This window comes from Streptomyces sp. NPDC037203 (assembly GCF_055605065.1).
In genome coordinates, this window is the sequence record NZ_JBVJUC010000016.1 from 58,131 (window position 1) to 84,032 (window position 25,902).

17 protein-coding genes are annotated in these 25,902 nt (G+C 69.9%); 6 read left to right on the top strand and 11 right to left on the bottom strand.

Features of this window, described 5'->3' with window-relative positions:
- Nucleotides 1–4: 4 nt before the first annotated feature.
- The gene (locus tag ACZ7EC_RS30860; protein WP_471067879.1) at nt 5–1,621 is read right to left on the bottom strand and encodes a peptide ABC transporter substrate-binding protein; all 1,617 of its coding nucleotides are present in this window, start codon (nt 1,619–1,621) and stop codon (nt 5–7) included.
- A 474-nt stretch (nt 1,622–2,095) separates the two neighbouring features.
- Between ACZ7EC_RS30860 and ACZ7EC_RS30865 the strand changes: the two genes are divergently transcribed.
- From ACZ7EC_RS30865 to ACZ7EC_RS30885, 5 genes are all read left to right on the top strand, one after another.
- The gene (locus ACZ7EC_RS30865) at nt 2,096–3,124 is read left to right on the top strand and encodes an ABC transporter permease (protein WP_471067881.1); all 1,029 of its coding nucleotides are present in this window, start codon (nt 2,096–2,098) and stop codon (nt 3,122–3,124) included.
- 80 nt (nt 3,125–3,204) lie between these two features.
- Nucleotides 3,205–4,968, top strand: coding sequence for an ABC transporter substrate-binding protein (locus ACZ7EC_RS30870; RefSeq protein WP_471067884.1), 1,764 nt, complete (start codon nt 3,205–3,207; stop codon nt 4,966–4,968).
- A gap of 119 nt (nt 4,969–5,087) precedes the next feature.
- On the top strand, nt 5,088–6,068 hold the full coding sequence (locus tag ACZ7EC_RS30875) for an ABC transporter permease (RefSeq protein WP_471067887.1): 981 nt from the start codon (nt 5,088–5,090) through the stop codon (nt 6,066–6,068).
- A gap of 52 nt (nt 6,069–6,120) precedes the next feature.
- Complete coding sequence (locus tag ACZ7EC_RS30880) at nt 6,121–7,152, top strand: ABC transporter ATP-binding protein (RefSeq protein ID WP_471067890.1); 1,032 nt, start codon at nt 6,121–6,123, stop codon at nt 7,150–7,152.
- A gap of 25 nt (nt 7,153–7,177) precedes the next feature.
- Complete coding sequence (locus ACZ7EC_RS30885) at nt 7,178–8,221, top strand: ABC transporter ATP-binding protein (protein ID WP_471067892.1); 1,044 nt, start codon at nt 7,178–7,180, stop codon at nt 8,219–8,221.
- Nucleotides 8,222–8,376: 155 nt separating this feature from the next.
- On the opposite strand, the gene ACZ7EC_RS30890 is transcribed toward ACZ7EC_RS30885, so the two are convergent.
- From ACZ7EC_RS30890 to ACZ7EC_RS30925, 8 genes are all read right to left on the bottom strand, one after another.
- Complete coding sequence (locus tag ACZ7EC_RS30890; protein WP_471067894.1) at nt 8,377–9,516, bottom strand: ABC transporter ATP-binding protein; 1,140 nt, start codon at nt 9,514–9,516, stop codon at nt 8,377–8,379.
- A 12-nt stretch (nt 9,517–9,528) separates the two neighbouring features.
- Nucleotides 9,529–10,551, bottom strand: coding sequence for an ABC transporter ATP-binding protein (locus ACZ7EC_RS30895; protein ID WP_471067897.1), 1,023 nt, complete (start codon nt 10,549–10,551; stop codon nt 9,529–9,531).
- 13 nt (nt 10,552–10,564) lie between these two features.
- Nucleotides 10,565–11,545 (bottom strand): ABC transporter permease, encoded by a 981-nt coding sequence (locus ACZ7EC_RS30900; RefSeq protein WP_471067898.1) that lies wholly within the window; start codon nt 11,543–11,545, stop codon nt 10,565–10,567.
- Nucleotides 11,546–11,630: 85 nt separating this feature from the next.
- On the bottom strand, nt 11,631–13,442 hold the full coding sequence (locus ACZ7EC_RS30905) for an ABC transporter substrate-binding protein (RefSeq protein WP_471067901.1): 1,812 nt from the start codon (nt 13,440–13,442) through the stop codon (nt 11,631–11,633).
- 151 nt (nt 13,443–13,593) lie between these two features.
- Nucleotides 13,594–14,625, bottom strand: coding sequence for an ABC transporter permease (locus tag ACZ7EC_RS30910; RefSeq protein ID WP_471067903.1), 1,032 nt, complete (start codon nt 14,623–14,625; stop codon nt 13,594–13,596).
- A gap of 546 nt (nt 14,626–15,171) precedes the next feature.
- Nucleotides 15,172–17,079, bottom strand: a complete 1,908-nt coding sequence (typA, locus tag ACZ7EC_RS30915) for a translational GTPase TypA (RefSeq protein WP_471067906.1) — start codon at nt 17,077–17,079, stop codon at nt 15,172–15,174.
- A gap of 152 nt (nt 17,080–17,231) precedes the next feature.
- Entirely contained in the window at nt 17,232–19,202 is a 1,971-nt protein-coding gene (locus ACZ7EC_RS30920; RefSeq protein WP_471067909.1) for an ABC transporter family substrate-binding protein, read from the bottom strand.
- Between the two features lie 288 nt (nt 19,203–19,490).
- Nucleotides 19,491–20,609: a glycoside hydrolase family 18 protein gene (locus ACZ7EC_RS30925; protein ID WP_471067999.1), complete on the bottom strand. Its 1,119-nt coding sequence runs from the start codon at nt 20,607–20,609 to the stop codon at nt 19,491–19,493.
- 113 nt (nt 20,610–20,722) lie between these two features.
- Between ACZ7EC_RS30925 and ACZ7EC_RS30930 the strand changes: the two genes are divergently transcribed.
- Nucleotides 20,723–22,465, top strand: a complete 1,743-nt coding sequence (locus ACZ7EC_RS30930; RefSeq protein WP_471067920.1) for a hypothetical protein — start codon at nt 20,723–20,725, stop codon at nt 22,463–22,465.
- Nucleotides 22,466–22,542: 77 nt separating this feature from the next.
- Here the strand turns inward: ACZ7EC_RS30930 and ACZ7EC_RS30935 are convergent, their stop codons facing one another.
- Nucleotides 22,543–25,131, bottom strand: a complete 2,589-nt coding sequence (locus ACZ7EC_RS30935) for a SpoIIE family protein phosphatase (protein ID WP_471067923.1) — start codon at nt 25,129–25,131, stop codon at nt 22,543–22,545.
- Nucleotides 25,132–25,450: 319 nt separating this feature from the next.
- Complete coding sequence (locus tag ACZ7EC_RS30940; protein ID WP_471068002.1) at nt 25,451–25,882, bottom strand: ATP-binding protein; 432 nt, start codon at nt 25,880–25,882, stop codon at nt 25,451–25,453.
- Between the last annotated feature and the right edge of the window lie 20 nt (nt 25,883–25,902).

Sequence of the window (25,902 nt, forward strand, 5' to 3'; positions counted from 1 at the left end):
CGGCTCAGCCGACCTTGATCTCGTTGTAGACCGGGACGCTGAACGGATTGAGCGTCACATGGGAGAGCCGGGCGGTGTAGCCGGCGCTGCCGTTCTGGTACCAGAGCGGGATGGCCGCCATGTTGTCGCGGACGACCTTCTCGGCCTGCTGGAACAGCCGCACGGAGGCCGCCCGGTCGGTCTCGGCGTTGGCCCGGTCCACGAGCCGGTCGAACTGCTTGTCCGACCACTTGCCGTCGTTGGAGGAGGCGTCCGTGTAGTACAGCGGCTGGAGGAAGTTCTGGATCAAGGGGTAGTCCATCTGCCAGCCGGCCCGGAAGGGGCCGCTCATCCGGTGCTGCGCGATCTGGTTGCGGAAGTCGGCGAAGGTGCCGACCGGGTTGCCGACGCAGGCCGTGTCGTCGCCGAGGGCGTTGTTGATGGAGTTGCACACGGCGTCCACCCACTGCTTGTGCGAGCCGGTGTCCGCGTTGTAGGTGATCTTCAGCCGGCCGCCGGGGATGCCGCCGCCCTCCCGGACCAGCCTGCGGGCGCCCGCCGGGTCGTAGTCGCAGGCGTGTCCGCACAGTCCGGCCTGGAAGCCGCCCGCCGTGCCGAGCACCGGGGAGGTCCAGTCGGTGGCCGGGGTGCGGGTGCGCCGGAAGATGGTCTCGGTGATCTGCTTGCGGTTGATCGCCATGGACAGCCCGGTGCGGACCTTGCGCGCCCCCTCGGTGTTCCACTTCGGATCGTAATAGGGGAAGGCCAGGGTCTGCAGGATGCCGGCCGGGGTGTTGATGTAGCGGCCGGCCAGGTCGGTGCGGACGTTCTTGAGCTGGGTGGCGGGCACGTCGTCGACGAGATCGAGGTTCCCGGCCAGCACGTCGGTGTACGCGGTGTTGCTGTCGGTGTAGACGAGCAGGGTCACACCCTCGTTGCGCGCCGGGTCGGGGCCCGGATAGCCGTTCCACTTCTTCAGGGTCATCGCGGAGCCCTTGGTGTACGAGGCGATCCGGTAGGGCCCGTTGCCGACCGGCTTGCGCAGCCAGCCGGCGTGGTCGGTGAAGAAGGCGCGCGGCAGGGGCGCGTAGGCGGCGTACCCGAGGGTGTCGGGGAAGCCGGCGAACTTCTGGTTCAGGCGGACGGTGAAGGTCCGCGGTCCGGTGACCCGGAGCCCCGACAGGGTGTCGGCGCGCTGCCGGCCGCTGTCGGGGTGGACCTTGTCGTAGCCCTCGATGTAGCCGAAGAAGTAGGCGTTCTTCTGGTTGTTCCGCAGGCTCGCGCCGTAGTTCCAGGCATCCACGAAGGACCGGGCGGTGACCGGCTCCCCGTTGCTGAAGCGCCAGCCGTCCTTGACGGTGACGGTGAAGGTGCGCGAGTCCGGGGTGCTGATGCGTTCGGCGAGCATGTTCACGGCCCGGCCGGTGCGGGGGTCGTACTTCTTCAGGCCCCGGAAGACCATGTCCAGCACCTTGCCGCCCTGGACCTCGTTGGTGTTGGCCGGCTCCAGCGGGTTCTGCGGGTCGCCCCAGGACGAGGTGAGCACCCCGGCTCCGCCGAAGCCGCCGCCACCACATCCAGCCATCGTCAGCGCGGCGGCAATAGCACACGCGGCCCGTCCGACACGCATCGGTCCCCGCATGGGCGCCTCCTCGTGGCGATCATCGGATTCACTACCCGGTCAATATCAGCTCATACGACACATACCGCATACGCATTACCGGATTGAGGGACCTTTAGAGGGACACGTCGGCCGAATGCAGGCACCCCGCCCCGGACACCTGTTGATCTTGTGCGGCGCACGCAACGGATCTCCGCGTAACGTTGCCGAAACGTTGGATTCGAACCGGCCGATGTACGTATTTCGACACTCGACCGTCCGCATAACGAACATCTTGCCGGATTAGTCCAATTGGTCCGATGTGAAGCACGGATTGATTACAGCGCGCTACCCGCGTAGCTACAGTTCAACCAAGTAGGAGTAAAGAAGGTAAAGACAAGCCCAAGTCGGTCGAGAATTTATTGACCTTGAATGAATTGCGTTGAAAAAGTCCGGCGTAGCCCGTAGGGGAGCGCCCTGCGGAGTCATCAGACCCTCCCTTGGGCCAGGAGCACCATGACCCCCCCTACTCCATCCGCGGCCGCCCCGCTTGAGGTGACCGACGAGACTGCGGCGAAGTCGTCCGACTCTTCCGGTTCGAAGGGCTCCGAAAGCAGGACGCCGGGACAGCTTGCGTGGCGTCGCTTCAAGCGCGACCGCACCGGCGTGATCTCGGCGATCATCGTGATCGCCTTCTTCGTGATCGGCCTCGCCGCGCCGCTCATAGCGAAGCTGTACGGCAAGAACCCGTACACGACGTACGGCATGAACACCCCCGGCCTGCTGGGCGACAACAGCCTGCCGGCGAAGCCCAACGGCGGTATCGACAGCAACTTCTGGTTCGGCATCGACCCGCAGCTCGGCCGTGACGTCTTCACGTTCCTGCTGTACGGCATCCGCAACTCGCTGCTGATCGCCACCGCGATCACGCTTCTCGTCATGATCGTCGGTGTCGTGATCGGTGTGACGGCCGGCTACCTCGGCGGCAAGACGGACTGGTTCCTCGGCCGGGTCATCGACCTGCTGCTCGCCTTCCCGCAGCAGCTGTTCTTCGTGGCCTTCACGCCCGTGGTCATCGCGCTGTTCGTGAAGCCCACCGACAACACGCCGACCTGGCTCACCGTGACCAGCCTGATCATCCTGCTCACCCTCTTCGGCTGGGCCTCCATCGCCCGACTGCTGCGCGGCCAGGTACTGGCCCTGCGCGAGCGGGAGTTCGTCGAGGCGGCCAAGGTCACGGGCGCGTCTCCGGCCCGCATCATCTTCAAGGAGCTGCTGCCGAACCTCTGGACGCCGATCCTCATCCAGGGGACGCTGCTGCTGCCCACGATGGTCACCACGGAAGCGGGCCTGGCCTTCCTCGGCGTCGGCGTACAGGACCCGACCCCCGACTGGGGCGTCATGATCGGGTACGCGGCCCAGTTCTTCCAGGACGACATCACCTTCCTGTGCTTCCCCGGCGTCACCATGGTGATCTTCGTGCTGGCGTTCAACCTCCTCGGCGACTCGGTGCGCGACGCACTCGACCCGAAAAGCAAGCGCTGATTCCGGCCCTCTTCAGGACCTCGGCGACGACGCCGGCGTGCCGGACTTCTCTCATCAACCCACATTCAAGGCAGGATGCGATGTCCTTCTCCCGCAGAAACTTCCTGATAGCCACTGGCGTTGCCGCCGCCTCCAGCACCCTGCTGTCCGCGTGCAGCAGCGGCAACTCGAGCAGCGGCAGCGGCACGGGCCAGCAGAAGGCGGCCGGGGCCCACGAGAGCACGGTCAAGATCGGCACTGCGGAGGACTCGAAGGGCCCGGCTCCGGCGGTCTCCGGCGCCACCAAGGGCGGCAAGGTCTACCTGCTGAACGACGACGACTTCTCGCACCTCGACCCGCAGCGCGTCTACTACGCCTGGAACTCGCTGGCCGCGATCGTCCTCTCCCGCACCCTGACCGGTTACAAGGTCGGCGAGGGCGACAACATGACCCTGGTCGGCGACCTCGCCACCGACACGGGCACCATGAAGGACGGCGGCAAGACCTGGACCTTCACGCTGAAGGACGGGATCAAGTGGGAGGACGGCTCGCCCGTCACCGTCGACGACGTCCGCCACGGCATCGAGCGTGCCTACGCCAGCTTCATCACCGAGGGCGCCACGTACATCCCGACCTGGCTGTCGGGCACCGACAGCTACCGTAAGACCTACCCCGGTCCCTACGGTGGCAAGCACCTGAAGTCGATCGAGACCAACGGCAAGTCCATCACCTTCCACCTCGCGGAAGCGCGCCCGGACTTCAACTACGTTCTCGCGATGCAGTCGTACGCGCCGACCCCGGTCAAGCACGACACCAAGCAGAACTACGACAAGAAGCCGTTCTCCAACGGTCCTTACCGGATCAAGTCGCACGTCACCGACAAGTCCATGGTGCTGGTGCGCAACGAGCACTGGGACCCGAACACGGACCCGATCCGCAACGCCTACCCGGACGAGTTCGACTTCTCCTTCGGCATCCAGGCGGACACCGCCACCGACCGCATCATCGCCGACAACGGCAACGACCAGTACGCGGTCTCCTGGCGCACGGTCCCGCAGGAGCGGGTCCAGCAGGCCACCGCGAACGCCAAGGACCGCCTCTTCGAGGGTCTGAGCAGCGGCACCAGCGTCTACTGGATCAACACGACCACCCAGCCGGACATCACGGTCCGCGAGGCCATCATCCGCGCCTGGCCGACCGCCGGCATCCGCTCGCTCCAGGGCGGCGTGCACCGCGGTGACTACGCGACCGGCATCATGAGCCCGCTCGTCGCCGGCTACAAGTCGCAGGACGTCTGGGGCAAGCTGAAGAACCCGGCGGGCGACCCGAAGGCCGCCAAGGAGATCCTGAAGAAGGCCGGCAAGCTCGGCACCAAGGTCGTCTACGCCTACCAGGACGACCCGACCAACGCCAAGATCAAGGTCATCGTCAGCAACGCGCTGACCGCGGCCGGCTTCAAGGTCGTCACCAAGGCCATCGACTCGACCACCTGGTACGACCAGACCGGCAAGCTCGACAGCGGCTTCGACATCTTCTGGGGCGGCTGGAGCGCCGACTGGCCGACCGGTTACTCGGTCTTCCAGCCGCTGTTCGAGGGCGACCAGGTCCGCGACGAGGGCACCAACTACTGCCACCTGAAGAACGCCGACGTCGACGCGGCCATCAAGGCCGCCACGGCGGAGGTCGACCAGAACAAGGCCAACGAGATGTGGGCCGCCCTGGACAAGCAGGTGACCGAGCTGGCCACCTTCATCCCGGACGTCTACATGAAGCGCCTGTACATCCACGGCTCCAAGCTCGGCAACGTGCGGATGGACCCGAACTTCGACGGCTGCATGCTCTACCAGATGTACGTCAAGTCCTGATCCATCCCTGAGAGGTGGGGCGGCCGCCGGCCGCCCCACCCTCGGCTCGTCCACCGGGCCTCCGGTCACCCCGGCCCGGCCCGCTCCGTACGACGGCCCTCCCAGGAAAGCCAACCCCCATGCTTCGCTTCCTCGTCCGCCGAGTCCTCGGCGCCCTGGTCACCTTGCTGATCATCAGCGCGATCACGTTCATGCTCTTCTACGCGGTGCCGCGCGACCCGGCCCGGATCGCCTGCGGCAAGGTCTGCACGCCGGAGACGCTCGCCGTCATCCGGCACAACATGGGGATCGACCAGCCGCTGCCGCTGCAGTACTGGCACTGGCTGACCGGCATCTTCGCGGGCCGCAACTACCCCGGTTTCGGCAACTGCGACGCCCCGTGCCTGGGCTACTCGTTCATCAACCGCGAGCCCGTCTGGTCCACGATCTGGGACCGCTTCCCGACCACGGCCTCCCTGGCCCTCGGCTCCGCGGTCGTCTTCCTCATCTTCGGTATCGGCATGGGCATGCTGGCCGCGGTGAAGCAGGGCAAGTCCGTGGACAAGATCGCCAGCTCCTCCTCGCTGGTCGCCTCGTCGATGCAGATCTACTTCGTCGGCCCGCTGGCCCTGTACCTCCTCGTCTACCAGACGCACCTGCTCGACCAGCCCGCGTACACTCCCTTCACCAGCGACCCGGCCTCCTGGTTCACCGGACTGCTCGTGCCGTGGCTGGTACTGGCGCTCATCTGGACCGCCAACTACACCCGTATGACCCGCTCGCAGCTGGTCGAGACGCTGAGCGAGGACTACGTGCGCACCGCCCGCGCCAAGGGCCTGTCCGCACGCAACGTCTTCTTCCGCTTCGCCTGGCGCGGGGCCATGGGACCGATCGTCACCATCTTCGGCATCGACCTGGGCGTTCTGCTCGGTGGCGCGATGATCACCGAGAAGACCTTCAGCCTCCAGGGCCTGGGCATGCTGGCGGTGAAGTCGGTGACCACCAACGACCTGCCCATGCTGCTCGGCGTCATGATCATCACCGCCGCGTTCGTGATCTTCGCGAACATCATCGTGGACGCCGTCTACGCCTTGATCGACCCGCGGATCCGGCTCGCCTGACCCCGCCTCGCCCCCACCTGCTACCCCGCATCACCCCTCCTGGAGCGTCCCCGTGACGAGCACCGATTCGCAGCCCTTTCTGTCCATCAAGGACTTGAAGGTGCACTTCTCGACCGAGGACGGCATCGTCAAGGCCGTCGATGGTCTCTCCTTCGACCTCGAACGCGGCAAGACGCTGGGCATCGTCGGTGAGTCCGGGTCGGGCAAGTCGGTCACCAACCTGACCATCCTGGGCCTGCACAACCCCGACAGCACCACGGTCGAGGGCTCCATCGAGCTCGACGGCGAGGAATTGAACGGGGCTTCCGAGAAGACCCTGGAACGCCTCCGCGGCAACAAGATGGCGATGATCTTCCAGGACGCCCTGGCCTCGCTGTCGCCGTACCACACCATCGGCACGCAGATCGGCGAGGTGTACCGCAAGCACACCGGCGCCTCCAAGCAGGAGGCCCGCGCGCGGGCGATCGAGATGCTGAAGCGCGTCGGCATCCCGCAGCCGGACCAGCGGGTGGACAACTACCCGCACGAGTTCTCCGGCGGTATGCGCCAGCGCGCGATGATCGCCATGGCCCTGGTGTGCGACCCGAAGCTGCTGATCGCCGACGAGCCGACCACCGCGCTCGACGTGACCGTGCAGGCCCAGATCATGGACCTGCTCAAGGACCTCCAGCAGGAGTTCGGCACCTCGATCATCTTCATCACCCACGATCTGGGCGTGATCGCGGACATCGCCGACGACGTGCTGGTGATGTACGGCGGCCGGTGCGTGGAGCGCGGCACGAAGCGCGAGGTGCTGACGTCTCCCCAGCACCCGTACACCTTCGGCCTGCTGGGCTCCATGCCGAGCCTGGACGGCCCCGTGGACGTGCCGCTGAACCCGATTCCGGGTTCGCCGCCCTCGCTGCTGAACCCGCCCACCGGCTGCCGTTTCCACCCGCGCTGCGTCTTCGCCGACAAGGTGGAGGGCGGCAGGTGCGCCAAGGAGAGCCCGGTGCTGGAGATCGTGGACGGCCGCGGCAACGCCTGCCATCTGACGGACGAGCAGCGGCTCGAGTACCTCGCCGACCCGGCCAAGGCCCACTGACGTAAAGAGACGGGACTTCACCCCCATGAGCAACACGAACCCCCTTCTGGACGTCTCCGGGCTCACGAAGCACTTCCCCATCAAGGGCGGCTTCCCGATCCGGCGGACCGTCGGCGCGGTACAGGCCGTCGACGGGCTGGACTTCCAGGTCTCCGAGGGCGAGAGCCTCGGTCTGGTCGGCGAGTCCGGCTGCGGAAAGTCGACCACCGGCCGGCTGATCACCCGCCTGCTGGAGCCGACCGCCGGCAAGATCTCCTACCGCGGGCAGGACATCACGCACGCGGGCCGCAGGGAACTGGCGCCGATCCGCTCCGAGATCCAGATGATCTTCCAGGACCCGTACGCCTCGCTGAACCCGCGGCACACGGTCGGCAAGATCATCTCCGGGCCGATGGAGATCAACGACATCAACCCGGCGGGCGGCCGCGAGAAGCGGGTGCGCGAACTCCTGGAGATCGTCGGGCTCAACCCCGAGCACTACAACCGCTTCCCGCACGAGTTCTCCGGCGGCCAGCGCCAGCGCATCGGCGTGGCCCGCGCGCTGGCCCTGGACCCGAAGCTGATCGTGGCCGACGAGCCGGTCTCCGCGCTGGACGTCTCCATCCAGGCCCAGGTCGTCAACCTGCTCCAGAAGGTCCAGCGGGAACTGGGCATCGCGTTCGTCTTCATCGCCCACGACCTCGCGATCGTCCGGCACTTCTCGCAGCGGGTCGCGGTGATGTACCTCGGCAAGATCGTGGAGATCGCCGACCGCGACGACCTGTACGGCAACCCGCGTCACCCCTACACCCGCGCGCTGCTGTCCGCGGTGCCCGAGGCGACGGTGGACGAGGTGCCGCGCGAGCGCATCCGCCTGGTCGGCGACGTGCCCTCGCCGATCAACCCGCCGTCCGGCTGCCGCTTCCGCACCCGCTGCTGGAAGGCGACGGAGAAGTGCGCCTCGGAGGCCCCGCCGCTGGTCCAGGTCGAGGGCAACAAGCCGGGCCACCTGACGGCGTGCCACTACCCCGAGACGGCGGAGACGGTCCCGGCCCCCCGTCTCTCCAAGGACCCCGAGGCAGCGGTCTGACACACCCCTTTCGTCGACCGTCCCGCCGTGGAACGGACTGTGCGGCCCATTGACCCGAGCCCATGACCGTCCGCTCCCAGGGGAGCGAAGGCCCGTGCGCATCCGCACGGGCCTTCTGCGTGTCCAGGGCCGGGCGGCCGGCGCGCCCTCGGGTGTTACGGCTGGTTCTCCCCCTCGGCCGGTCCCGTGTCCTCCAGCGCCGCCAGGGCCGGGTCCAGCACGATGTCCTCGTCGCGGCCCTCGATCGTCGGCTCCTCCGGGAAGTGGCAGGCCGTCAGGTGGCCCTCGTGGTTGCCGGGGATCCGGACCAGGGGCGGCTCCTGCGCGGCGCACTTGTCCTGGGCCTTCCAGCAGCGGGTGCGGAAGCGGCAGCCGGACGGCGGGTTGATCGGCGAGGGCACGTCGCCGGCCAGCCGGATGCGCTCGCGGCCGCCCGTGCCCTCGTCCGTGAGGTCGACCTCCGGGACCGCGGACAGCAGGGCGTGCGTGTAGGGGTGCCGGGGGCGGGTGTAGATGGAGTCCCGGTCGCCCACCTCGATGATCTTGCCGAGGTACATCACCGCGACCCGCTGCGAGAAGTGCCGTACCACCGCGAGGTCGTGGGCGATGAAGAGGAACGCGATGCCCAGGTCGTTCTGCACCTGCTGGAGCAGGTTGACCACCTGGGCCTGGATGGAGACGTCCAGCGCGGAGACCGGCTCGTCGGCCACGATCAGCTTGGGCTCCAGGGCCAGCGCCCGTGCCACGCCGATGCGCTGGCGCTGGCCGCCGGAGAACTCGTGCGGGAAGCGGTTGTAGTGCTCGGGGTTGAGCCCGACGATCTCCAGGAGTTCGCGCACCCGCTTCTCCAGGCCGCCCGCCGGCTTGAGGCCGTTGATCTCCATCGGCCCGGAGATGATGGTGCCGACCGTCTGCCGCGGGTTCAGCGACGAGTACGGGTCCTGGAAGATCATCTGGATCTCGGAGCGGATCGGCGCCAGTTGCTTGCGCGAGGCGTGGCTGATGTCCCGGCCGCGGTAGGTGACGGTGCCGGCGGTCGGCTCCATGAGCCGGGTGATCAGCCGGCCCGTGGTGGATTTGCCGCAGCCCGACTCGCCGACGAGACCGAAGCTCTCGCCGGTGTGCACGCTCAGGTCGATGCCGTCCACGGCCTGCACCTGCCCGACGGTGCGGCGGATCGGGAAGCCGCCCTTGACCGGGAAGTACTTGGTCAGGCCCGTGACTTCGAGCAGCGGTTCGCCGTCCGGGCCGGGGCCCTGCGGGCGCTGGGCCGGGAGGACCAGGTCCTCTGTCATGACAGTGTCCTCCTAGCCCAGGCGGGGCTTGATCTCCTCGATGAAGATGGTGCGCTTCTGGTCCGCGGTCAGATGGCAGGCGGACGCCCGGTCGGTGGCGAGCGGCGGGCGTTCGGTCGTACAGCGGTCCGCTCCCGCCACCCGGTCCCGGAAGGCGCAGCGCGGATGGAAACGGCAGCCGGACGGCGGGTGCAGCAGGGAGGGCGGGGCGCCCGGAATCGGGGACAGCCGCGCGCCGGTGTCGGAGTCCAGGCGCGGCATGGAGTTCAGCAGTCCCCAGGTGTACGGGTGCTGGGGCGAGCGCAGCACCTGTCCGGTGGTGCCCCGCTCGACCGCGCTGCCCGCGTACATCACCATGATGTCGTCGGCCATGTCGGCGATCACCCCCAAGTCGTGGGTGATGAAGATGATGCCCGATCCGAACTCCTGTTGCAGGTCCTTCAACAGGTCGAGAATCTGCGCCTGCACGGTCACGTCGAGCGCGGTGGTCGGTTCGTCCGCGATGAGCAGGTCGGGATCGCAGACCAGGGCCATGGCGATCACGGCGCGCTGGCGCATGCCGCCGGAGAACTGGTGCGGGTAGTCCTTGGCCCGCTGCCGGGGGTGGGGGATGCCGACCTTGCCGAGCATCTCGACGGCGCGTTCCCATGCCTGCTTCCTGGAGGCGCCGTTGTGCTTCATGTACGGCTCGGCGATCTGCCGGCCGACGGTGTAGTACGGGGAGAGCGCGGTGAGCGGGTCCTGGAAGATCATGGCCACCTTGTTGCCGCGCAGCTTCTCCAGCTCCGGCTCGCGGGCGGTGGTCAGCTCCTGCCCGTCCAGCAGGATCTCGCCCTCGACGGTGGTGAACATCGGGTTGTGCAGGCCGAGGACGGTCAGGTTCGTCACCGACTTGCCCGAGCCGGACTCGCCCACGATGCCGAGCGTGCGGCCCCGTTCCAGGTCGAAGGAGAGCCGGTCCACGGCCCGTACGACGCCGTCCTCGGTCTTGAAGCTGACGTGCAGGTCCCGCACGGACAGGAGAGGGGTGCTCATGGGTGTCTCTCCTCTAGGCCAGCCGCACGCGCGGGTCGATGAAGGCGTAGGCGGCGTCGACGACGATGTTGAAGACCAGGATCATGGTGGCGGCGAACAGCATCACCCCGAGCAGCAGCGGCAGATCGCTGAAGAACACGGACTGCACGGCGAGTTGGCCGAGCCCCGGCAGTCCGAAGGTGTATTCGGTGATGATGGCGCCGCCGAGCAGGGAGCCGAGGTCGATGCCGAAGATGGTGACGATCGGGATCAGCGAGCCGCGCCAGGCGTAGCGGAAGAAGACGTATCTGCGGGACATGCCCTTGGCGCGGGCGGTGCGCACGTGTTCCTCCTGGAGCTGCTCGATCATCGCGGAGCGCGCCATACGGGTGTACTGCGCGGCGAAGATCGTGGACAGCACCACCCAGGGGATGATCAGCCCGGTGAACCAGCTCACCGGGTCGCCGGTGAAGTCGTTGTAGGCGGGTTTGTCGAACCAGTGGGTCTGGTAGACGAGGATCGCGAGGGCGAGCGGGCCGAGGAAGTAGATCTGGAGCGCGCTGATGACCATGGCGCCCGCGGTGGCCGTCTTGTCGATCAGGGTGCCGCGCCGCCAGGCGGCGAGCAGGCCGGTGCCGAGGCCGACGACCAGGAAGCAGACGGCCGCGCCCAGGGTGAGCGAGACGGTGGTGGGCAGCCGGTCCATCAGGGTGGACCAGACCGGGTCGTTGGTGTGGTACGAGTATCCGAAGCACGGTGCCGGGCAGGGCCCTTGGACGAACTGGTCGCTGCCCATGACGAGGTTGTGCAGGAAGATCCAGTACTGCTCGGTGAGGGGCTTGTCGAGGCCGAGCACATGGTGGATGTTCGCGATGCTGTCCGGGTTGCAGGTCTTGCCGCACATCAGCAGCGCCGGGTCTCGGGGCACCCCGAAGAACAGCACGAACGTGACGATGCTCAGCAGGAACAGGATGACGACGGCACCGATGATCCGGCGGACGAGGAAGCGCAGCATGACAGGGCAGCTCTCAGACGTCGGCGGTCCGGGCGCCGCCCGGCGCGCCTGGCGGTGAGGCGCGCCGGGTGGCGGCGGGAGACGGTTACTTGATGAAGAGGCGACGCGGGTCGACGCCGCCGATCACGTCGTCGTAGACGAGGCCGCCGACATCGGAGCCGGCGATCTGGGTCTGCTTGTAGTACGCGGTCGGGACCTCGTTGACCACCTTGGTCAGCAGGTACTTGTCGAGCTTCTCCCACTCGGCCGCGGACTTGACCGGGTCGGTGATGGTGTTGATGCGGTCGATCTCGCTGTTCACGTGCGGGTCGTCGACCTGCGAGTAGTTCGCGGCGCCGTCGGCGATCTGGCGGCCGTCGTACAGCGGCGGGATGACCGTGGACGCGGAGGGCCAGTCGGCGCCCCAGGCCGTGTGGAAGATGTCGTAGGGGTTGTTCAGCTTGGAGACCTGGTCGTAGAAGGTCTCGGCCGGGATCTCCTGCCGCTGGACGTCGAAGCCGGCCTTCTTCAGGCCGGCCGCCATGGCGGTGGAGTACTGCTGGCCCTCGGGGGTGTTGATGTAGCCGAAGGTCAGCTTCATGCCGAGCTTGCCGGCCGCCTTGAGCAGGGCGCGGGCCTTGTCGGGGTCGCCCGCCGGCTTCTTCTTCTTGCCGTAGGGGTCGAAGGAGGGGTCGTAGCCGCTGACGGTCGGGCTGATGAGGCCGCCCGCGATCTCCATGGCGTCGGTGCCGCCGTACGCGCGGGCGAACGGGGTGACCGGCAGTGCGTAGGCGATCGCCTGGCGGACCCGGATGTCCTTCATCTCGGGCTTGCTCATGTTGATGTTCATCTGGCCCACGTACGGCTGGTAGCCGGAGACGACGCGCGACGTGAGCTTCGGGTCCCGCAGCACCTCGGACAGGTTGCCCGCGTCGACCTGGTTGTTCCAGCTGATGCCCGTCCGGTCGGGGCCGCTGTCGGCGAGCAGCGCCTTGGTGGACGCCTCGAACTGCTGGTTGAAGGTGATGTTGAACCGGTCCACGTACTGGTGGCGGATCGGGTCCGTCTTCGGGTCCCAGTCCGGGTTCTTGACGAGCACCATCGACTTGCCCGACTGGAACGACTGGATCTTGTACGGACCGCTGGTGACCGGCTTCTTGTCGTACTTCTCCTTGGTGTCGCCCTTGGCGGAGACGACGGAGTAGCCGGCCATGGCCAGCGCGTACGGCAGGTCCGGGTGCGGCTTCTGGAAGTGGAAGACGATGGTTTTGGCGTCGGGTGTGGACAGCACGCTGTCCGGCAGGTGCTTGCCCTTGTAGGGGCCGTCGGGCAGCAGCTTGCGGTAGGCGCTGCCGCTGGTGTCCGCGAGCCACTGCTGGATGTAGGTCGGGCCCTGGTTGATGAACGGCGCGAAGAGTCGCTCGAAGGTCTGGCGGACGTCCTTGGAGGTGATCGGGGTGCCGTCGGCGAACTTGATGCCGTCCTTGAGCGTGTACTTCCAGGTCCTGCCGCCGTCGGTGGTGGTGCCGGAGTCGGTGGCGAGGTCGCCGACCACCTCGTGCTTCTTGCCGTCGTTGCTGGTGGCCTTGTAACCGGTGAGGCCCCGGTGGATCAGCTGCGCGACCGTCATCTCGTCGTTGACGTAGATCTGCGCGGGGTCCAGGTGCGCGTAGCTGTCGCGCTGGAGGACCTCCATGCTGCCGCCGTTCTTGGCGCCGGGCACCGGGGCGGCGGGCCCGGTGGAGTCGGCCGTGTCGCCGAACTTGATGGACGCCTGCTGGCGCTGGGCGTTCTGCTGGTCCTGCTTCTTGTTGTCGCCCGCGTCGCTGCCGCCCTTGCTGCAACCGGTGAGCACGAGAGCTCCGGCCGCGAGCACGGAGAGCGCGCCGTATGCGTGGCGTCCGCCCCTACTCGTCACGAGGATTCCCACCCATCTGTATGACACCGGTGCGTTTCATCCGTCACCGGCATGAAAAGGACTGTGGTGTGGTGCGAGGAGTGCTGAAGTGCCGTGCTGTGCGAAGGAGTCGCCGGACGGGCCCGTCTCCCGCCGGCCGCCGCGGTGCGGGTCAGCGCGCGGTCTTCGGGTCGAACGCGTCGCGGACCGAGTCGCCGAGCAGATTGAACGCGACCACGAAGATGATCATCGAGATGCCTGGAAAGAACATGTAGGTGATGTCGTTCTGCATCACCAGTTCCGTGGACGCCTTGGCGAACATCTGCCCCCAGTCCGGCGTGGGTTCGACGATGCCCACGCCCAGGTAGGACAGACCCGCCTCGGCGGTCACGAAGTTGGGCAGCAGATACGTCGACTGCACCAGCAGCGGGGTGACGATGTTCGGCAGGATCTCCTTGCGGACGATCCGCCACGGCGAGGCCCCGCTGACCTTGGCCGCCTCGATGAACTCCCGCTCGCGCAGGGCGAGTGCGGTGCCGCGCAGGATGCGGCCGAGACCCATCCAGCCCAGGAACCACTGGACGATGATCAGCGCGACCACCCGGACATAGGTCGGCGTCTCGTCGCGGGGGCTGACGAACAGGGAGACCACGACCGGCATGCTCGCGATGAAGAACAGCTGCGCGGGGAAGGCGAGCAGGAAGTCGATGACCCGGCCGAGGAAGTAGTCGGTCTTGCCGCCGACGTAGCCGGCCACCACCCCGAGCAGGATGCCGGTGACGACGACCGCGAGGGTGACGGCGACCGAGATCATCAGCGAGGTGCGGATGCCGTAGATGAGCTTGGTGAAGACGTCGTAGCCGTTGCCGGGTTCGAGCCCGAACCAGAACTGGCCGCTGATGCCGCCGTTGGGATGCAGCGGCACACCGGCGCTGTCGAAGAGATCCGGGCGGTCGTCCGCGTAGACCGTGTACGGGTTCTTGCCGTACACCTTGGATATCAGCGGGGCGAGCAGGCCGATCAGGAAGAAGAAGCCCACCACGTAGGCCGAGATCACGCCGGTGCGGTCACGCTTGAAGCGCGTCCACATCAGCCGGCCGGGAGACCGGCCCGTCGGCGCGGCGGGCTCGCCCGTCGTCTTCGGCCCTGGATCGCCGGAGGCGACCGCGGTTCCGCCGCCGCCCATGTCGATAGGACTTGTCACGGTTCGTCCGTTTCACGGGTATGAGTGTGAATGGTGTCCGGGTACTCCAGGGACGCGCGAACCGGCAGGCGGACGCGCGTAGTTCCAGGACCTGGTCACACGACGGGAAGTGAAGAACCGATCCGCCTGTTGCTTATGACACCGCGCATGGGTGTTCCTCCTCACGACTGCACGCGTACACCTACAGGAGAGGGTTCCGGCCTTGCCCCCGACACCCCTGACGGAGGCTCAGGCACCCCTTGGTGCTCGTGAGTCGACGCGACTGTCCCCACAGCGCGTGACCCATTGACCCGAGCGCTACGCGGCTAACTATCTGCCATGGGCGGAACCACCGACCACTGCCCGTAGATCTCGATTCAGTCACAGCTGTCGCCCAGACCTTTCAATATCTGGACAAAGTGTCTGGCCGAAGAAGGCGCGAAACGGACGTGTTACATGGGTATCGGGCAGCGATCTCCGCATGTCGGACATACACGACTGGAAAACGGGTTGCAAAAAACCCGGATCCCCCCTCCGAGGGGGGATCCGGGTTCAAGCTGCCCTGGATCAGCCGTGCTTGGCGCGGCTCGCGGCGCGGGCGCGCTCACGCTGGTCGAGGTTCACCTTGCGGATGCGAACGGCCTCCGGGGTCACCTCGACGCACTCGTCGTCACGGCAGAACTCCAGCGACTGCTCCAGCGACAGCTTGCGCGGCGGCACGATGGACTCCGCCACGTCGGCCGTCGAGGACCGCATGTTGGTGAGCTTCTTCTCCTTGGTGATGTTGACGTCCATGTCGTCGGCGCGCGAGTTCTCGCCGACGATCATGCCCTCGTACACCTCGGTGCCCGGCTCCACGAACAGCACGCCGCGCTCCTGCAGGTTCGTCATCGCGAACGCGGTGACGGCGCCGGCGCGGTCGGCGACCAGCGAGCCGTTGTTACGGGTCGTCAGGGTGCCGAACCAGGGCTCGTGGCCCTCGTGGATGGAGTGGCCGATGCCGGTGCCGCGGGTCTGGGTCAGGAACTCGGTGCGGAAGCCGATCAGACCGCGCGAGGGCACCACGAACTCCATGCGCACCCAGCCGGAGCCGTGGTTCGACATGTTGTCCATGCGGCCCTTGCGGACACCCATGAGCTGGGTGACGGCGCCCATGTGCTCCTCGGGCACGTCGATGGTCATGCGCTCGACCGGCTCGTAGACCTTGCCGTCGACCTCCTTGGTGACGACCTGGGGCTTGCCGACGGTCAGCTCGTAGCCCTCGCGGCGCATCTGCTCGACCAGGATGGCGAGCGCCAGCTCACCGCGGCCCTGCACCTCCCAGGCGTCGGGGCGCTCGGTGTCCAGGACGCGCAGCGAGACGTTGCCGATCAGCTCGCGGTCCAGGCGGTCCTTGACCTGGCGGGCGGTGACCTTGCGGTCCTTGACGGCCGCCTTCGCGTCGGCGCCCTTGCCGGTGCCGCCGCGGCCGACCAGCGGGGAGGTGTTGGTGCCGATGACCATGGAGATGGCCGGCTCGTCCACCGTGATCAGCGGCAGCGCGATCGGGTTCTCCGGGTCGGCCAGGGTCTCGCCGATCATGATGTCCGGGATGCCGGCGACGGCGCAGATGTCACCGGGGCCGGCCACCTCGGCGGGCTTGCGGGTGAGCGCCTCGGTCATCATCAGCTCGGAGATGCGCACATTGCTGATGGAGCCGTCGCGCTTGATCCAGGCCACGGTCTGGCCCTTGCGCAGCTCGCCCTGCTCGACGCGGAGCAGCGCGATACGGCCGAGGAAGTTGTCGGCGTCGAGGTTGGTGACGTGGGCCTGGAGCGGCGCGTCCTCCTCGTACGTCGGGGCCGGGATGTGCTCCAGGATCGTGGAGAAGAACGGCTCCAGGCTGTCGCTGTCGGCCGGGACGGTGCCGTCCTCGGGCTTGGTCAGCGAGGCGACGCCGTCACGGCCGCAGGCGTAGACGATCGGGAACTCGATCTGCTCCTCGTCCGCGTCCAGGTCGAGGAAGAGGTCGTACGTCTCGTTGACGACCTCGTCGATGCGGGCGTCCGGGCGGTCCGTCTTGTTGATGCACAGGATGACGGGCAGCCGCTGCTGGAGCGCCTTGCGCAGCACGAAGCGGGTCTGCGGGAGGGGGCCCTCGGAGGCGTCCACCAGCAGCACCACGCCGTCCACCATCGACAGACCGCGCTCGACCTCGCCGCCGAAGTCGGCGTGGCCGGGGGTGTCGATGATGTTGATGGTGATGACCTCCCCGCCGTCCTTGGGGTGGTACTTCACCGCCGTGTTCTTGGCGAGGATCGTGATGCCCTTCTCACGCTCCAGGTCGTTCGAGTCCATGACCCGGTCGTCGACCTGGTCGAGCTGGTGGGCGGCGAACGCGCCGGCCTGCTTCAGCATGCCGTCGACGATGGTGGTCTTGCCGTGGTCGACGTGGGCGACGATGGCGACGTTGCGGATGTCGTGGCGCGTGGCCATAGTGCGGCGTACTCCCGAAGTGGTGAGAAGGCCCTGCTGCGTACGTCCGTGACGCGGGCCTGCCGGGCTTGACACGCCACGGCCTCACCCCATGGTACGTGGCCCCGGCCGGGTCGGCCTCCGCAGGGCCTCCGCGGGGCCTCCGGGACCGCTCAGCCGCGCGACGGGCTCGGCGAGATCCGGGCCCCCTTCTTCAGGAATCCCATGTCCTCGTACACCGGTGTCTGGAAGCCGAAGGCCCCCGCGTTGACCAGGTCCTTGCGCGCCCCCACCAGCTGCGGGCGCTGGTAGAGCGGGATGGAGCCGGCGGCGGCCCAGATGTGGCTGTCGGCCTGTCTGATCAGGGACTTCGCCTCGTCCTCGTCCAGCGTCGTGGCCGCCTGTTCGAAAAGCTGGTCGACCTGGTCGGTGCCGACGCGGGTGTAGTTCTGCTCGACGTTCACCGAGCCGTCCGCGCCGGGCAGCGGCTTGGCGTAGATCGGCCGGGCGTCCGTCGCGGGGAACGCGGAGGAGGGCCAGGAATACAGCGCGAGATCGAAGTCGCCCGCGGCGATGTGGTCCTTGAAGTAGCTCTCGTCGGACACCTTGGTGACCGTGGTGACGATGCCCAGCCGGTCCAGCATCGCGGAGATCCGGTTGGCCACGGTGTTCAGCGTGTCCGAGCCGGGCCCCGAGGGCAGCACGAAGCGCAGCGTGAGCGCCTTGCCGTCCTTGGCCAGCGGCCCGGTCCGCGCCCCGGCGGCCGGCGCCGCCGTGCCCTTGGGGGCGTACGCGCCCGCCGCTCCCCCGTGCCGGCCCTCCTTTGCGAGGTGCTTGCCGCCGGCGTCGCCCTTGTCGTCCTCGCCGACGACGTACTCGCCGTCGTGGCCGCCGTCCGACTTCTCCTCCTGGCCGCTCTCGGGCCCGGCCGCCTTCTGCCCCTTCTTCTCCTCCCTGACCGGCCCGCCGGCCACCCAGCCGGCGTCCGCGAGCAGCGCCTGCGCCGCTTTGGTGTCCTGCGCGCCGAGCGCCCCGCTGTCGTCGGCGTAGGCGGGCTGCCCGGACAGCGCCAGATGGCTGCCGACGGGTACGGCGGGCAGCCCCAGCGGGGTCAGCACCAGGCGGGCGATCTCCTTGCGGTCCAGGGCGCGCGCGACGGCCCGGCGGACCCGCTCGTCGGTGAGCGGCCCGGAGGCGCCGTTGAGGGCGAGCTGGGTGTAGGCGGGCTCCAGGGACTTGCGCACGCCGTAGGCCTTGCCCCTGCCGCTCGCGGCGAGCCCGATCCGCTGGGCGTCGGCCGGGTCGAGGTCGGCGAGGTCCGCGGTGCCGTCGGCGAGCGCGCCGACCCGCTTGTCGCGGGGCACGGTGTGCAGCACGATCTGGTTCAGCTTGGCGGGCCGGCCCCACCAGTGCGGGTTGCGGGTCAGCACGATGTCCTGGGCGATGGTGTCGACCTTGTCCACCTTGAAGGGGCCCGCGCTGACGGCCAGCTTGCGGCGGGCGCCGTCGTTGAAGGCATCCGGGGTGCCCATGACGTCCTTCGGGTACAGCGGGGAGAACAGCGACTTCCAGTCGGCGTAAGGACGGGAGAAGGTGACCCGGACCTGGAGGTCGCTGGCGCCGCGCTCGATCTTCTCGATCCGGTCGTACCCGGCGTTGCGCGCGGTCCAGTAGGCGCTGTCCTTCCCGGACAGGGCGCGCCACTGGGCGACGAAGTCGGCGGCGCCGATCTCCCGGCCGTCGCTCCACACGGCCTGCTGGTTCAGCTTGTACAGCACCACCTGGCGCGGCTCGGTCTCGATGACCTTGGCGGACTCCAGGTAGGCGGGGTTGACGACCGGCCGGCCGGTGGCGTCCATCCGGAACATGGAGGGCAGCGTGGCCTGGGCGACGCGGGTGGTGCCGGTGTCGGCGTCGGCCTGGTAGGTGTTCAGCGTCTCCGGGAGGTCGTCCACGGCCCAGCGCAGGGTGCCGCCGTCGGCCACCTGCCCGCGGGCCACCAGATCGATGTCCTGCGCGGCGAGCGGCTTGGCCACGTCCTCGTCCGAGCCGCAGGCCGCGAGCAGCGGAACCGCGAGCGCGCCCGCGGTGAGGAAGGCGGCCGAGCGCAGGGCCGCGCGCAGGCCGACGCCGTGGTGGGACATCTCTGCTACCTCCGGGAAGCCGCGAGCGATATGATCACGTTTGGCGGTATATGGAGCTGATCAGATCGATGCGGCTACTGAAGAGGAAAGGCTCCGCCGACACGAGCGACACGGCGGCGGCGGACGGCAAGCCCACCCGTGCGGCGCAAATACACCGGGCCGAGCGCCCGGCGCCTGTGTGATCCGTGCAGACGCCTTCCCAGCACCAGATCCGGCGCGCGACACTCTCAGGCGCGTGCGCAAGGCCGCGGACGGACTCGGACGACGCGGTGTGGCCGGGCTCGGAGATCAGGAGGTGGACGTCGGCGCCGGGGGAGCGGCGGCCTGCCCCACCCAGTCCCGCCGGTAGGCGCGCCAGTCGGCCTCCGTGGCGGCGAAGTCGACGTACAGGGCGACGCCGAAGCGGGCGCGGTGGGCGTCGGTACGGGACAGTCCGAGGCGTACGCCCCGTACCGCGGCCGGGACGGTCTCGGCGCGGGCCCAGTGCCCGAACCGGTTCTCGTGGTAGAAGGGCAGGCCCATGAGGAGGTGGGTGGAGCCGGGGGTGGCCTCCAGGGCGAGGCTGGTCTGCCGGGCCACGTAGCCGCCGTACAGGCTCGGCAGCGGTTGCAGGGTGTCGTACGACATCACGGCGATCTGGTCCACCCGGCGGGCGACCTGCCCGAAGTACGCCTGCGACCACCATTTGGGATGGCCGGTGGTCGCGCCCCAGAAGGAGTGGAAGCGCGGGAGGGGGTCGATCTGGTGGGCGGCGACGGAGAGCAGCGCGTGCCGTGCGCGCGTGAGGGCGCGCAGGTCGTCGAGGAGGGTCAGGTAGTGGGGGTCGCCGGAGTGCAGGGGTTCCAGGTCGAAGTGGGCGCCCTGGAAGCCGGCGGCGAGGATCCGCCGGGTGGAGGCGAGGATCGCGGTCCGGGTCGCCGGGCGGTCCAGGCGCATGCCGTCGGGCCCCTCGGTCGCGAGCACGTCCCCGAGCCAGGCCTGCACCCGGACGCCGGGCAGCTCCCGGTGCAGGGTGCGGATCAGCCAGGGTGCGCGGGGGTAGTCGGCGCCGGGCAGCGTTCCGTCGTCCTCCAGGGGGCCGGAGTGCACGTACAGGTCCTCGACCCCGGTTCCCCGCAGCCGTCGCGCCAGTTCCTCGACGTCCTTCCCCGTCTTCCGCCCGTCCACCCAGGCGTGCCCGAGCCAGAGCGCGTCCTGGCCACGACCGCCGGTGCCGGGTGCGGGATTCCCGCAGTAGCCGACGCGGAGGGCGCCTTCGGCGGTGAGGAGGGCGAGGAGCGGGAGGAGAAGGAGCAGGGAGAGGGCGGTGCGCAGGCAGCGCAGGCGGCGACTCCCGCGAGGGCGGGGGCCGGTGCCGGGGGCGGGCTCGGGGTTCCGGCTCCGCGTCCGGCTCTGCTCGGGCCCCATCTCCGGCCCCGCCGGCCCGGTCTCCGCGTCCATCCCGTCCCCCTGTCCACCTGGTCCCCCACCCGTATCCGCCCCGCTCGCGGTGCGGTCTGCTCCCCCATACGCTCCGAAATGTGACGTCCTCTCCGTTCCGGGGCCGCCCCCGGTGTGCCAAGGCGCACATACGGGTGCGGGTGACGCATGCCGCGCTGGGTGCCCTGGTGGGCGTCGGGTGGCTGATGTCGCCGTTGACGACGGCCGTGACGAGCCCTCCGGTTCCCGCCACCTCCCACGGAGCGCTCGCCGACGCGGCGGCGCAGGGGCGCGGCGGCACGTCCACGGCGGACTACGTGCTCCCCCTCGTCGCCGTGGCCGCGGCGGCGGTACTGGCGGCCTACGGCCATCTGCGCCGTGTCCGCCGCGCCCGGACCCGTACGACGCCGGGGACACTGACGGGCCGTCCGGCACCGCCCACCCTGGCCGACGCCGAGCGCCAGGCCCGGATCGCGCTGGTGCTGGCCGACGACTGTGTACGGACCAGCCGGGAGGAACTCGGCTTCGTCCAGGAGCGGTTCGCGGCGGGGAAGGGCGGGGCGGGGGTGAGGGGGGAGGCGGGGGTGCACGCCGTGGCGGACGGGCGGGCGCGGTTCGGGGCTGAGGCGGAGGCGGTGAGCGGGCGTTTCCGGCGGGTCCGGACGCAGGAGGCCGGCCCTCTCGGGCGGGGAATCGCCGGGGGCGGGGCGGAGAGCGGAACCGCGCCCTTCGTGCGTGCCCTGCGTGCGGCGGAAGCCGAACTGGTGGCGGCGTTCGCGATGTGGCGGAGGTACGAGCAGGGGCTGCCCGCGGCGGCGGGGGCACGGCGGCAGGCGTTGGCCGGGGTGATCGGGCGGTGCGCGGAGGCCGGGCGGCGGCTGGACGCCGAGGCCGCGGCCCTCGACCAGGCGCGGGGGCTGGAGGGTCCGGGCGCCGGCGCCGCGCTGGACGTGGCGGAGAGCAGGCTCCGGGAGCTGGCGGTGCGCGCGGTGGCCGCCCGGACGACCCTCGCGGCGCTGCGGGAGCGGTACGCGCCCTCGGCCACCGGCCCCGTCGCCGGATCGGTCGAACAGGCCGAGGACCGCCTGCTGTTCGCCACCGGCCGCCTCGACGAGACCCGCCGGTGCGTCGAGGCCGCCGACGGCGACCACGCGGCCCGGAACCTGCGCGCCGCGGAGGGTGCCGTGGCCCAGGCCGAGACCCTGGTGAGCGGTGTGGAGCGGCTCGCCGCCCGGCTGCGGGAGGCCGCGGCGCTGGTACCGGCGGCCCTGACCGGCGCGGAGGCGGAGCTGGCGGCGGCCCGGCGGGGACGTTCCCGCGCCGCCCCGGCGGCCGGCGCGCTGAACGCCCGGCTGGCCCACGCGGACGGTGTACTGGCCGCCGTACGGGAGGAGTTGACCGGTGCCCTCCCGTACGACCCGCTGGACGCGCTGCGCCGGATCACCCGTGCCGCCGACCGGCTCGACGCGGGCCGCTCCGGTGTCCTGGACACGGCGGCGCTCCTCGCCGCGCACGCCTCGCTGGACGAGGCCGACGACTTCGTCACGGTGCACCGCGGCGCCGTGGGCGCTCCGGCCCGCGCCCTCCTGTCGGAGGCGGCCCGCACCCTGGCCCTGGGCACCAGCACCGCCTTCGAGGCCGACACCGCCGCCCGCGAGGCCCGCGACCTCGCCGAACGCGATGTCCGCGCCCACGGCACCCCTTACGCCGACTCCGTCACGAGCGGCCTGCCCGGCGCCGTCCTCGGCGGCATCCTGCTCGCCGAGGACCCCGACGGGGGCCCGCCGGCCGCGTTCGGGGGCCCGGCGACACGGGGGCGGCGCCATGGCGGGACGCGGACGTAGCGCGCCGCGCCGGGAGTTGCCCGGTACCGGGGGCGAAGACGCGGCGCCCGGCCGGGCGACACGGGCGGAAGGGGCCGTCAGAACAGGCTCAGCAGTGCCTCCGCCGGGTCCGTGAGGGGGGCGTCCGCTCCCGGCAGCGGCAGTTCGAACCACACCGTCTTCCCGCGGGGCGTGCGCCGGGAGCCCCAGGCCGCGCTGAGCAACTGCACCAGTTGCAGCCCCCGGCCGCCCTCGTCGGTGTCGCGGGCCCGCCGGCGCCGGGGCTGGACCAGCCCGCCGTCCCACACCTCGCACACCAGCGTCCGGTCCAGCAGCAGCCGTAGCCTGATCTCCCCCTCGCCGTACCGCAGCGCGTTGGTGACCAGCTCGCTGACCAGCAGCTCCGTCGTGTCGACCAGCGTCTCCAGGCCCCAGCCGAGCAGTTGTGCGCGGGCGTGCTCCCGCGCCCGCCCGACGCTGCGCGGCTCCCGCGGCAGCGTCCAGTCGCCGACGGACCCGGCCGGCAGCCCCTGCACGCGGGCCATCAGCAGCGCGATGTCGTCCTCGCCGTGGTGCGTGTCGAGGGTGTTGAGGACGTGGTCGCACACGTCCTCCAGCGGCTGCGCGGGATCGGTGAGCGCGCCGACGAACGCGTGCAGCCCCTCGTCCAGCGGATGGTCGCGGGACTCCACCAGACCGTCCGTGTACAGCGCGAGCAGCGCGCCCTCGGGGAGTTCGACCTCCACCTCCTCGAAGGGCTCGCCGCCTACCCCGAGCGGCATTCCGGGCGGCACGTCCAGCATCAGCGCGGGCTCGCCCGGCTCGACCAGCACCGGCGGCAGATGGCCCGCGTTGGCGAACGTACATCGCCGGGTCACCGAGTCGTACACGGCGTACACGCAGGTCGCGAGGTACACCTCCGACAGATCGGCGTCCCTGGACTGCCGCGCCGTACGCGTCGCCTGCTGCACGCCCCCCGGTGTGCCCAGTCCCCGTGCGATCTCGTCCAACGCGGAGAGCACCTCGGCCGGTTCGAGATCGAGCAGCGCCAGCGTCCGTACGGCCGTGCGCAGTTCGCCCATCGCGACCGCGGCCCGCAGCCCGCGCCCCATCACGTCGCCCACCACCAGCGCCGTGCGGTGGCCGGGCAGTTCGATGACGTCGAACCAGTCGCCGCCGACCTCGGTCGCCGCGTTGCCGGGCAGATAGCGGCAGGCGATGTCCAGCCCGGACGCCTCGGGATCGCCGGGCGGCAGCAGGGAGCGCTGGAGGATCAGCGCCCGCTCGTGCTCCCGGCGGTACAGCCGCGCGTTGTCGATGCAGACGGCGGCGCGCGCCGCCAGTTCCACCGCGAGGTCCCGGTCCCGTTCGCCGAACGGCTCGCTGCCCTTGGTCCGCGAGAACCGCACGAGCCCCACCACCGTGTCGTGCGCGACCATCGGCACGGCGAGCGTGGACTGCACGAGGCTCCCCTCCTGTGCCGGCACCGCCCGCGGCCGCGCGGTGCGCAGGGCGTCGGCGCAGGGCGAGTTGAAGGGGAAGTGGTGTACGGCACCGACCTTGACGGTCTCGCTGGCGCGTCCGGCGGGCGCGTCCGCGACCGCGCTGGCGATGGCGACCCGGCGCAGCTCCGCGCTGCCGTCGGCCATGCCGGGCGGGGTCTCGTCGCCGGTCAGCAGCCCCTGGTAGAGGTCGACGGTGGCCAGGTCGCAGAAGCCGGGGACGACGACGTCGAGGAGTTCGCGCGCCGTGGTCTCCAGGTCCAGGGAGTTGCCGATCCGCGCCCCCGCCTCGTTGAGCAGCGCCAGGTTGCGCCGGGCCGCGGCGGCCTCGCGGGCGGCGGCACGGCGGGAGGTGACGTCGGTGGCGAGCCAGGCGACACCGATGGGCCGGCCGCTGCCGCTGTGCACGCGATAGAGGTTGACGGACCAGTGCCGGCGCTCCTCGGAGCCCGGTACATGCCCGGTGACGTGCATGTCGGTGACCGGGTCGCCGCTCTCCAGGACCCGCCGCAGCGTCGCCGAGACCCGCTCGGCCTCGGCGCGCGGCAGATAGTCGAACACGCCCTTGCCCCGGTGGTCGTCCGGGGCGCCGCCGAAGACGTTGGCGAACCGCTGGTTGACGCGGCGCACCCGCAGGTCGAAGTCGAGCAGCAGGAAACCGAAGGGGGATTGTCCGAATATCGCCTGGGAAGCGGCGAGATCGGTCTCGATCCTGCGCAAGGTACGGACGTCGACGACGATGCAGACGGCCGCCTTCTCGCCCTCCGCGGTGCGGGTGGGCATCACATAGACCTCGGCCAGACCGTCCGCGCCGCGCCCGCCCTGCGGCGGCTCCGGCATCCGGAAGGGCACGACACCGGTCCACTCGCGCCCGTCGAGGATCTCCGCCATCTTGCGCTGGCCCTGCTCCCGCAGGTCGGGGTCGATGAACGCCTCGATGGGGTCCATGCCGACGGCGCGCGCGGCCGGGATGCCGAACAGCTGCTCGGCCCGCAGGCTCCACTGCTCCACCAGGCCGTCGGGGCCGATGGAGAAGGAGGCCACCTTTATGTAGTCGTACATGGAGCCGGGCGGACTGCTCTGCCACAGGGCGCCACCGGTCGCCGCCGCACCCGCGGCGGTCTGCTCCCTCGCGCCGTCCGACGGGTCCTCGGACTCCGTGGCCTTCGCTGGTATCTCGCTCACGCGAACCGTCCCCTCCAGCTCACCGCACCCGGCACCGGTCACCGGGGGCGGCTGCCCGCAGTATCCAGCACTACGGCGCCGCGCGACACGGTGTTCACGATCACAGCTCGGTCCAGACGTTTTTCGGACCGCTCCGCGATCGCACTTCCACTCTTCTAACCAGGGAACACGGCCTCGAACCCCCCGCTCCGGGGCCGTCCGCGAGCCGGGGTCACGCGGTGGACCGTACGGCGGCCGCTGTACACCCCCCTCCGCCCCCTCGGGCGCCCCTGCCTCACCCCGGACACCCCCGCGCCACCCCGGTGCGCCCCCGGCGGTGTCATTCCGGCACGGCGAGTTCGAACCAGACGGTCTTTCCGCTCGTGCCGGGCCGGGTGCCCCAGCGGCGCGAGGACCCGGCGAGCAGCTGGAGTCCGCGTCCGCTCTCGTCCTCGGGCCGGGCGACGCGCTCGCGCGGCGGGTCGGGAAGCGGGTCGGAGACCTCGACCAGCAGGGAGCCGTCGGCGCCGGCCGGCCGGACGAGCCGTACCCCGATCGGTCCGGTGGCGTGGCGCAGCGAGTTGGTGACCAGCTCGCTCACCAGCAGCGCGGCGAGGTCGGCGACGCAGTCGAGGTCCCAGCCGTGCAACTGGCCGCGGACCGCGGTCCGGGCGCTGCGCACGGCGCCCGGTTCCGCGGGAAAGGTCCACTCGGCGCAGTCGCCATCGGTGTCGATCACGCCGATCACTTCCCAGGCCGCGAGCTGTCCGATTTCGTGGGGTTAATGGGCAC

Coding starts and splice junctions, on each gene's coding strand:
- typA (WP_471067906.1), bottom strand. CDS start 17,079: ATGGCCACGCGCCACGACATCCGCAACGTCGCCATCGTCGCCCACGTC.
- ACZ7EC_RS30890 (WP_471067894.1), bottom strand. CDS start 9,516: ATGACAGAGGACCTGGTCCTCCCGGCCCAGCGCCCGCAGGGCCCCGGC.
- ACZ7EC_RS30860 (WP_471067879.1), bottom strand. CDS start 1,621: ATGCGGGGACCGATGCGTGTCGGACGGGCCGCGTGTGCTATTGCCGCC.
- ACZ7EC_RS30865 (WP_471067881.1), top strand. CDS start 2,096: ATGACCCCCCCTACTCCATCCGCGGCCGCCCCGCTTGAGGTGACCGAC.
- ACZ7EC_RS30920 (WP_471067909.1), bottom strand. CDS start 19,202: ATGTCCCACCACGGCGTCGGCCTGCGCGCGGCCCTGCGCTCGGCCGCC.
- ACZ7EC_RS30885 (WP_471067892.1), top strand. CDS start 7,178: ATGAGCAACACGAACCCCCTTCTGGACGTCTCCGGGCTCACGAAGCAC.
- ACZ7EC_RS30875 (WP_471067887.1), top strand. CDS start 5,088: ATGCTTCGCTTCCTCGTCCGCCGAGTCCTCGGCGCCCTGGTCACCTTG.
- ACZ7EC_RS30900 (WP_471067898.1), bottom strand. CDS start 11,545: ATGCTGCGCTTCCTCGTCCGCCGGATCATCGGTGCCGTCGTCATCCTG.
- ACZ7EC_RS30895 (WP_471067897.1), bottom strand. CDS start 10,551: ATGAGCACCCCTCTCCTGTCCGTGCGGGACCTGCACGTCAGCTTCAAG.
- ACZ7EC_RS30870 (WP_471067884.1), top strand. CDS start 3,205: ATGTCCTTCTCCCGCAGAAACTTCCTGATAGCCACTGGCGTTGCCGCC.
- ACZ7EC_RS30925 (WP_471067999.1), bottom strand. CDS start 20,609: ATGGGGCCCGAGCAGAGCCGGACGCGGAGCCGGAACCCCGAGCCCGCC.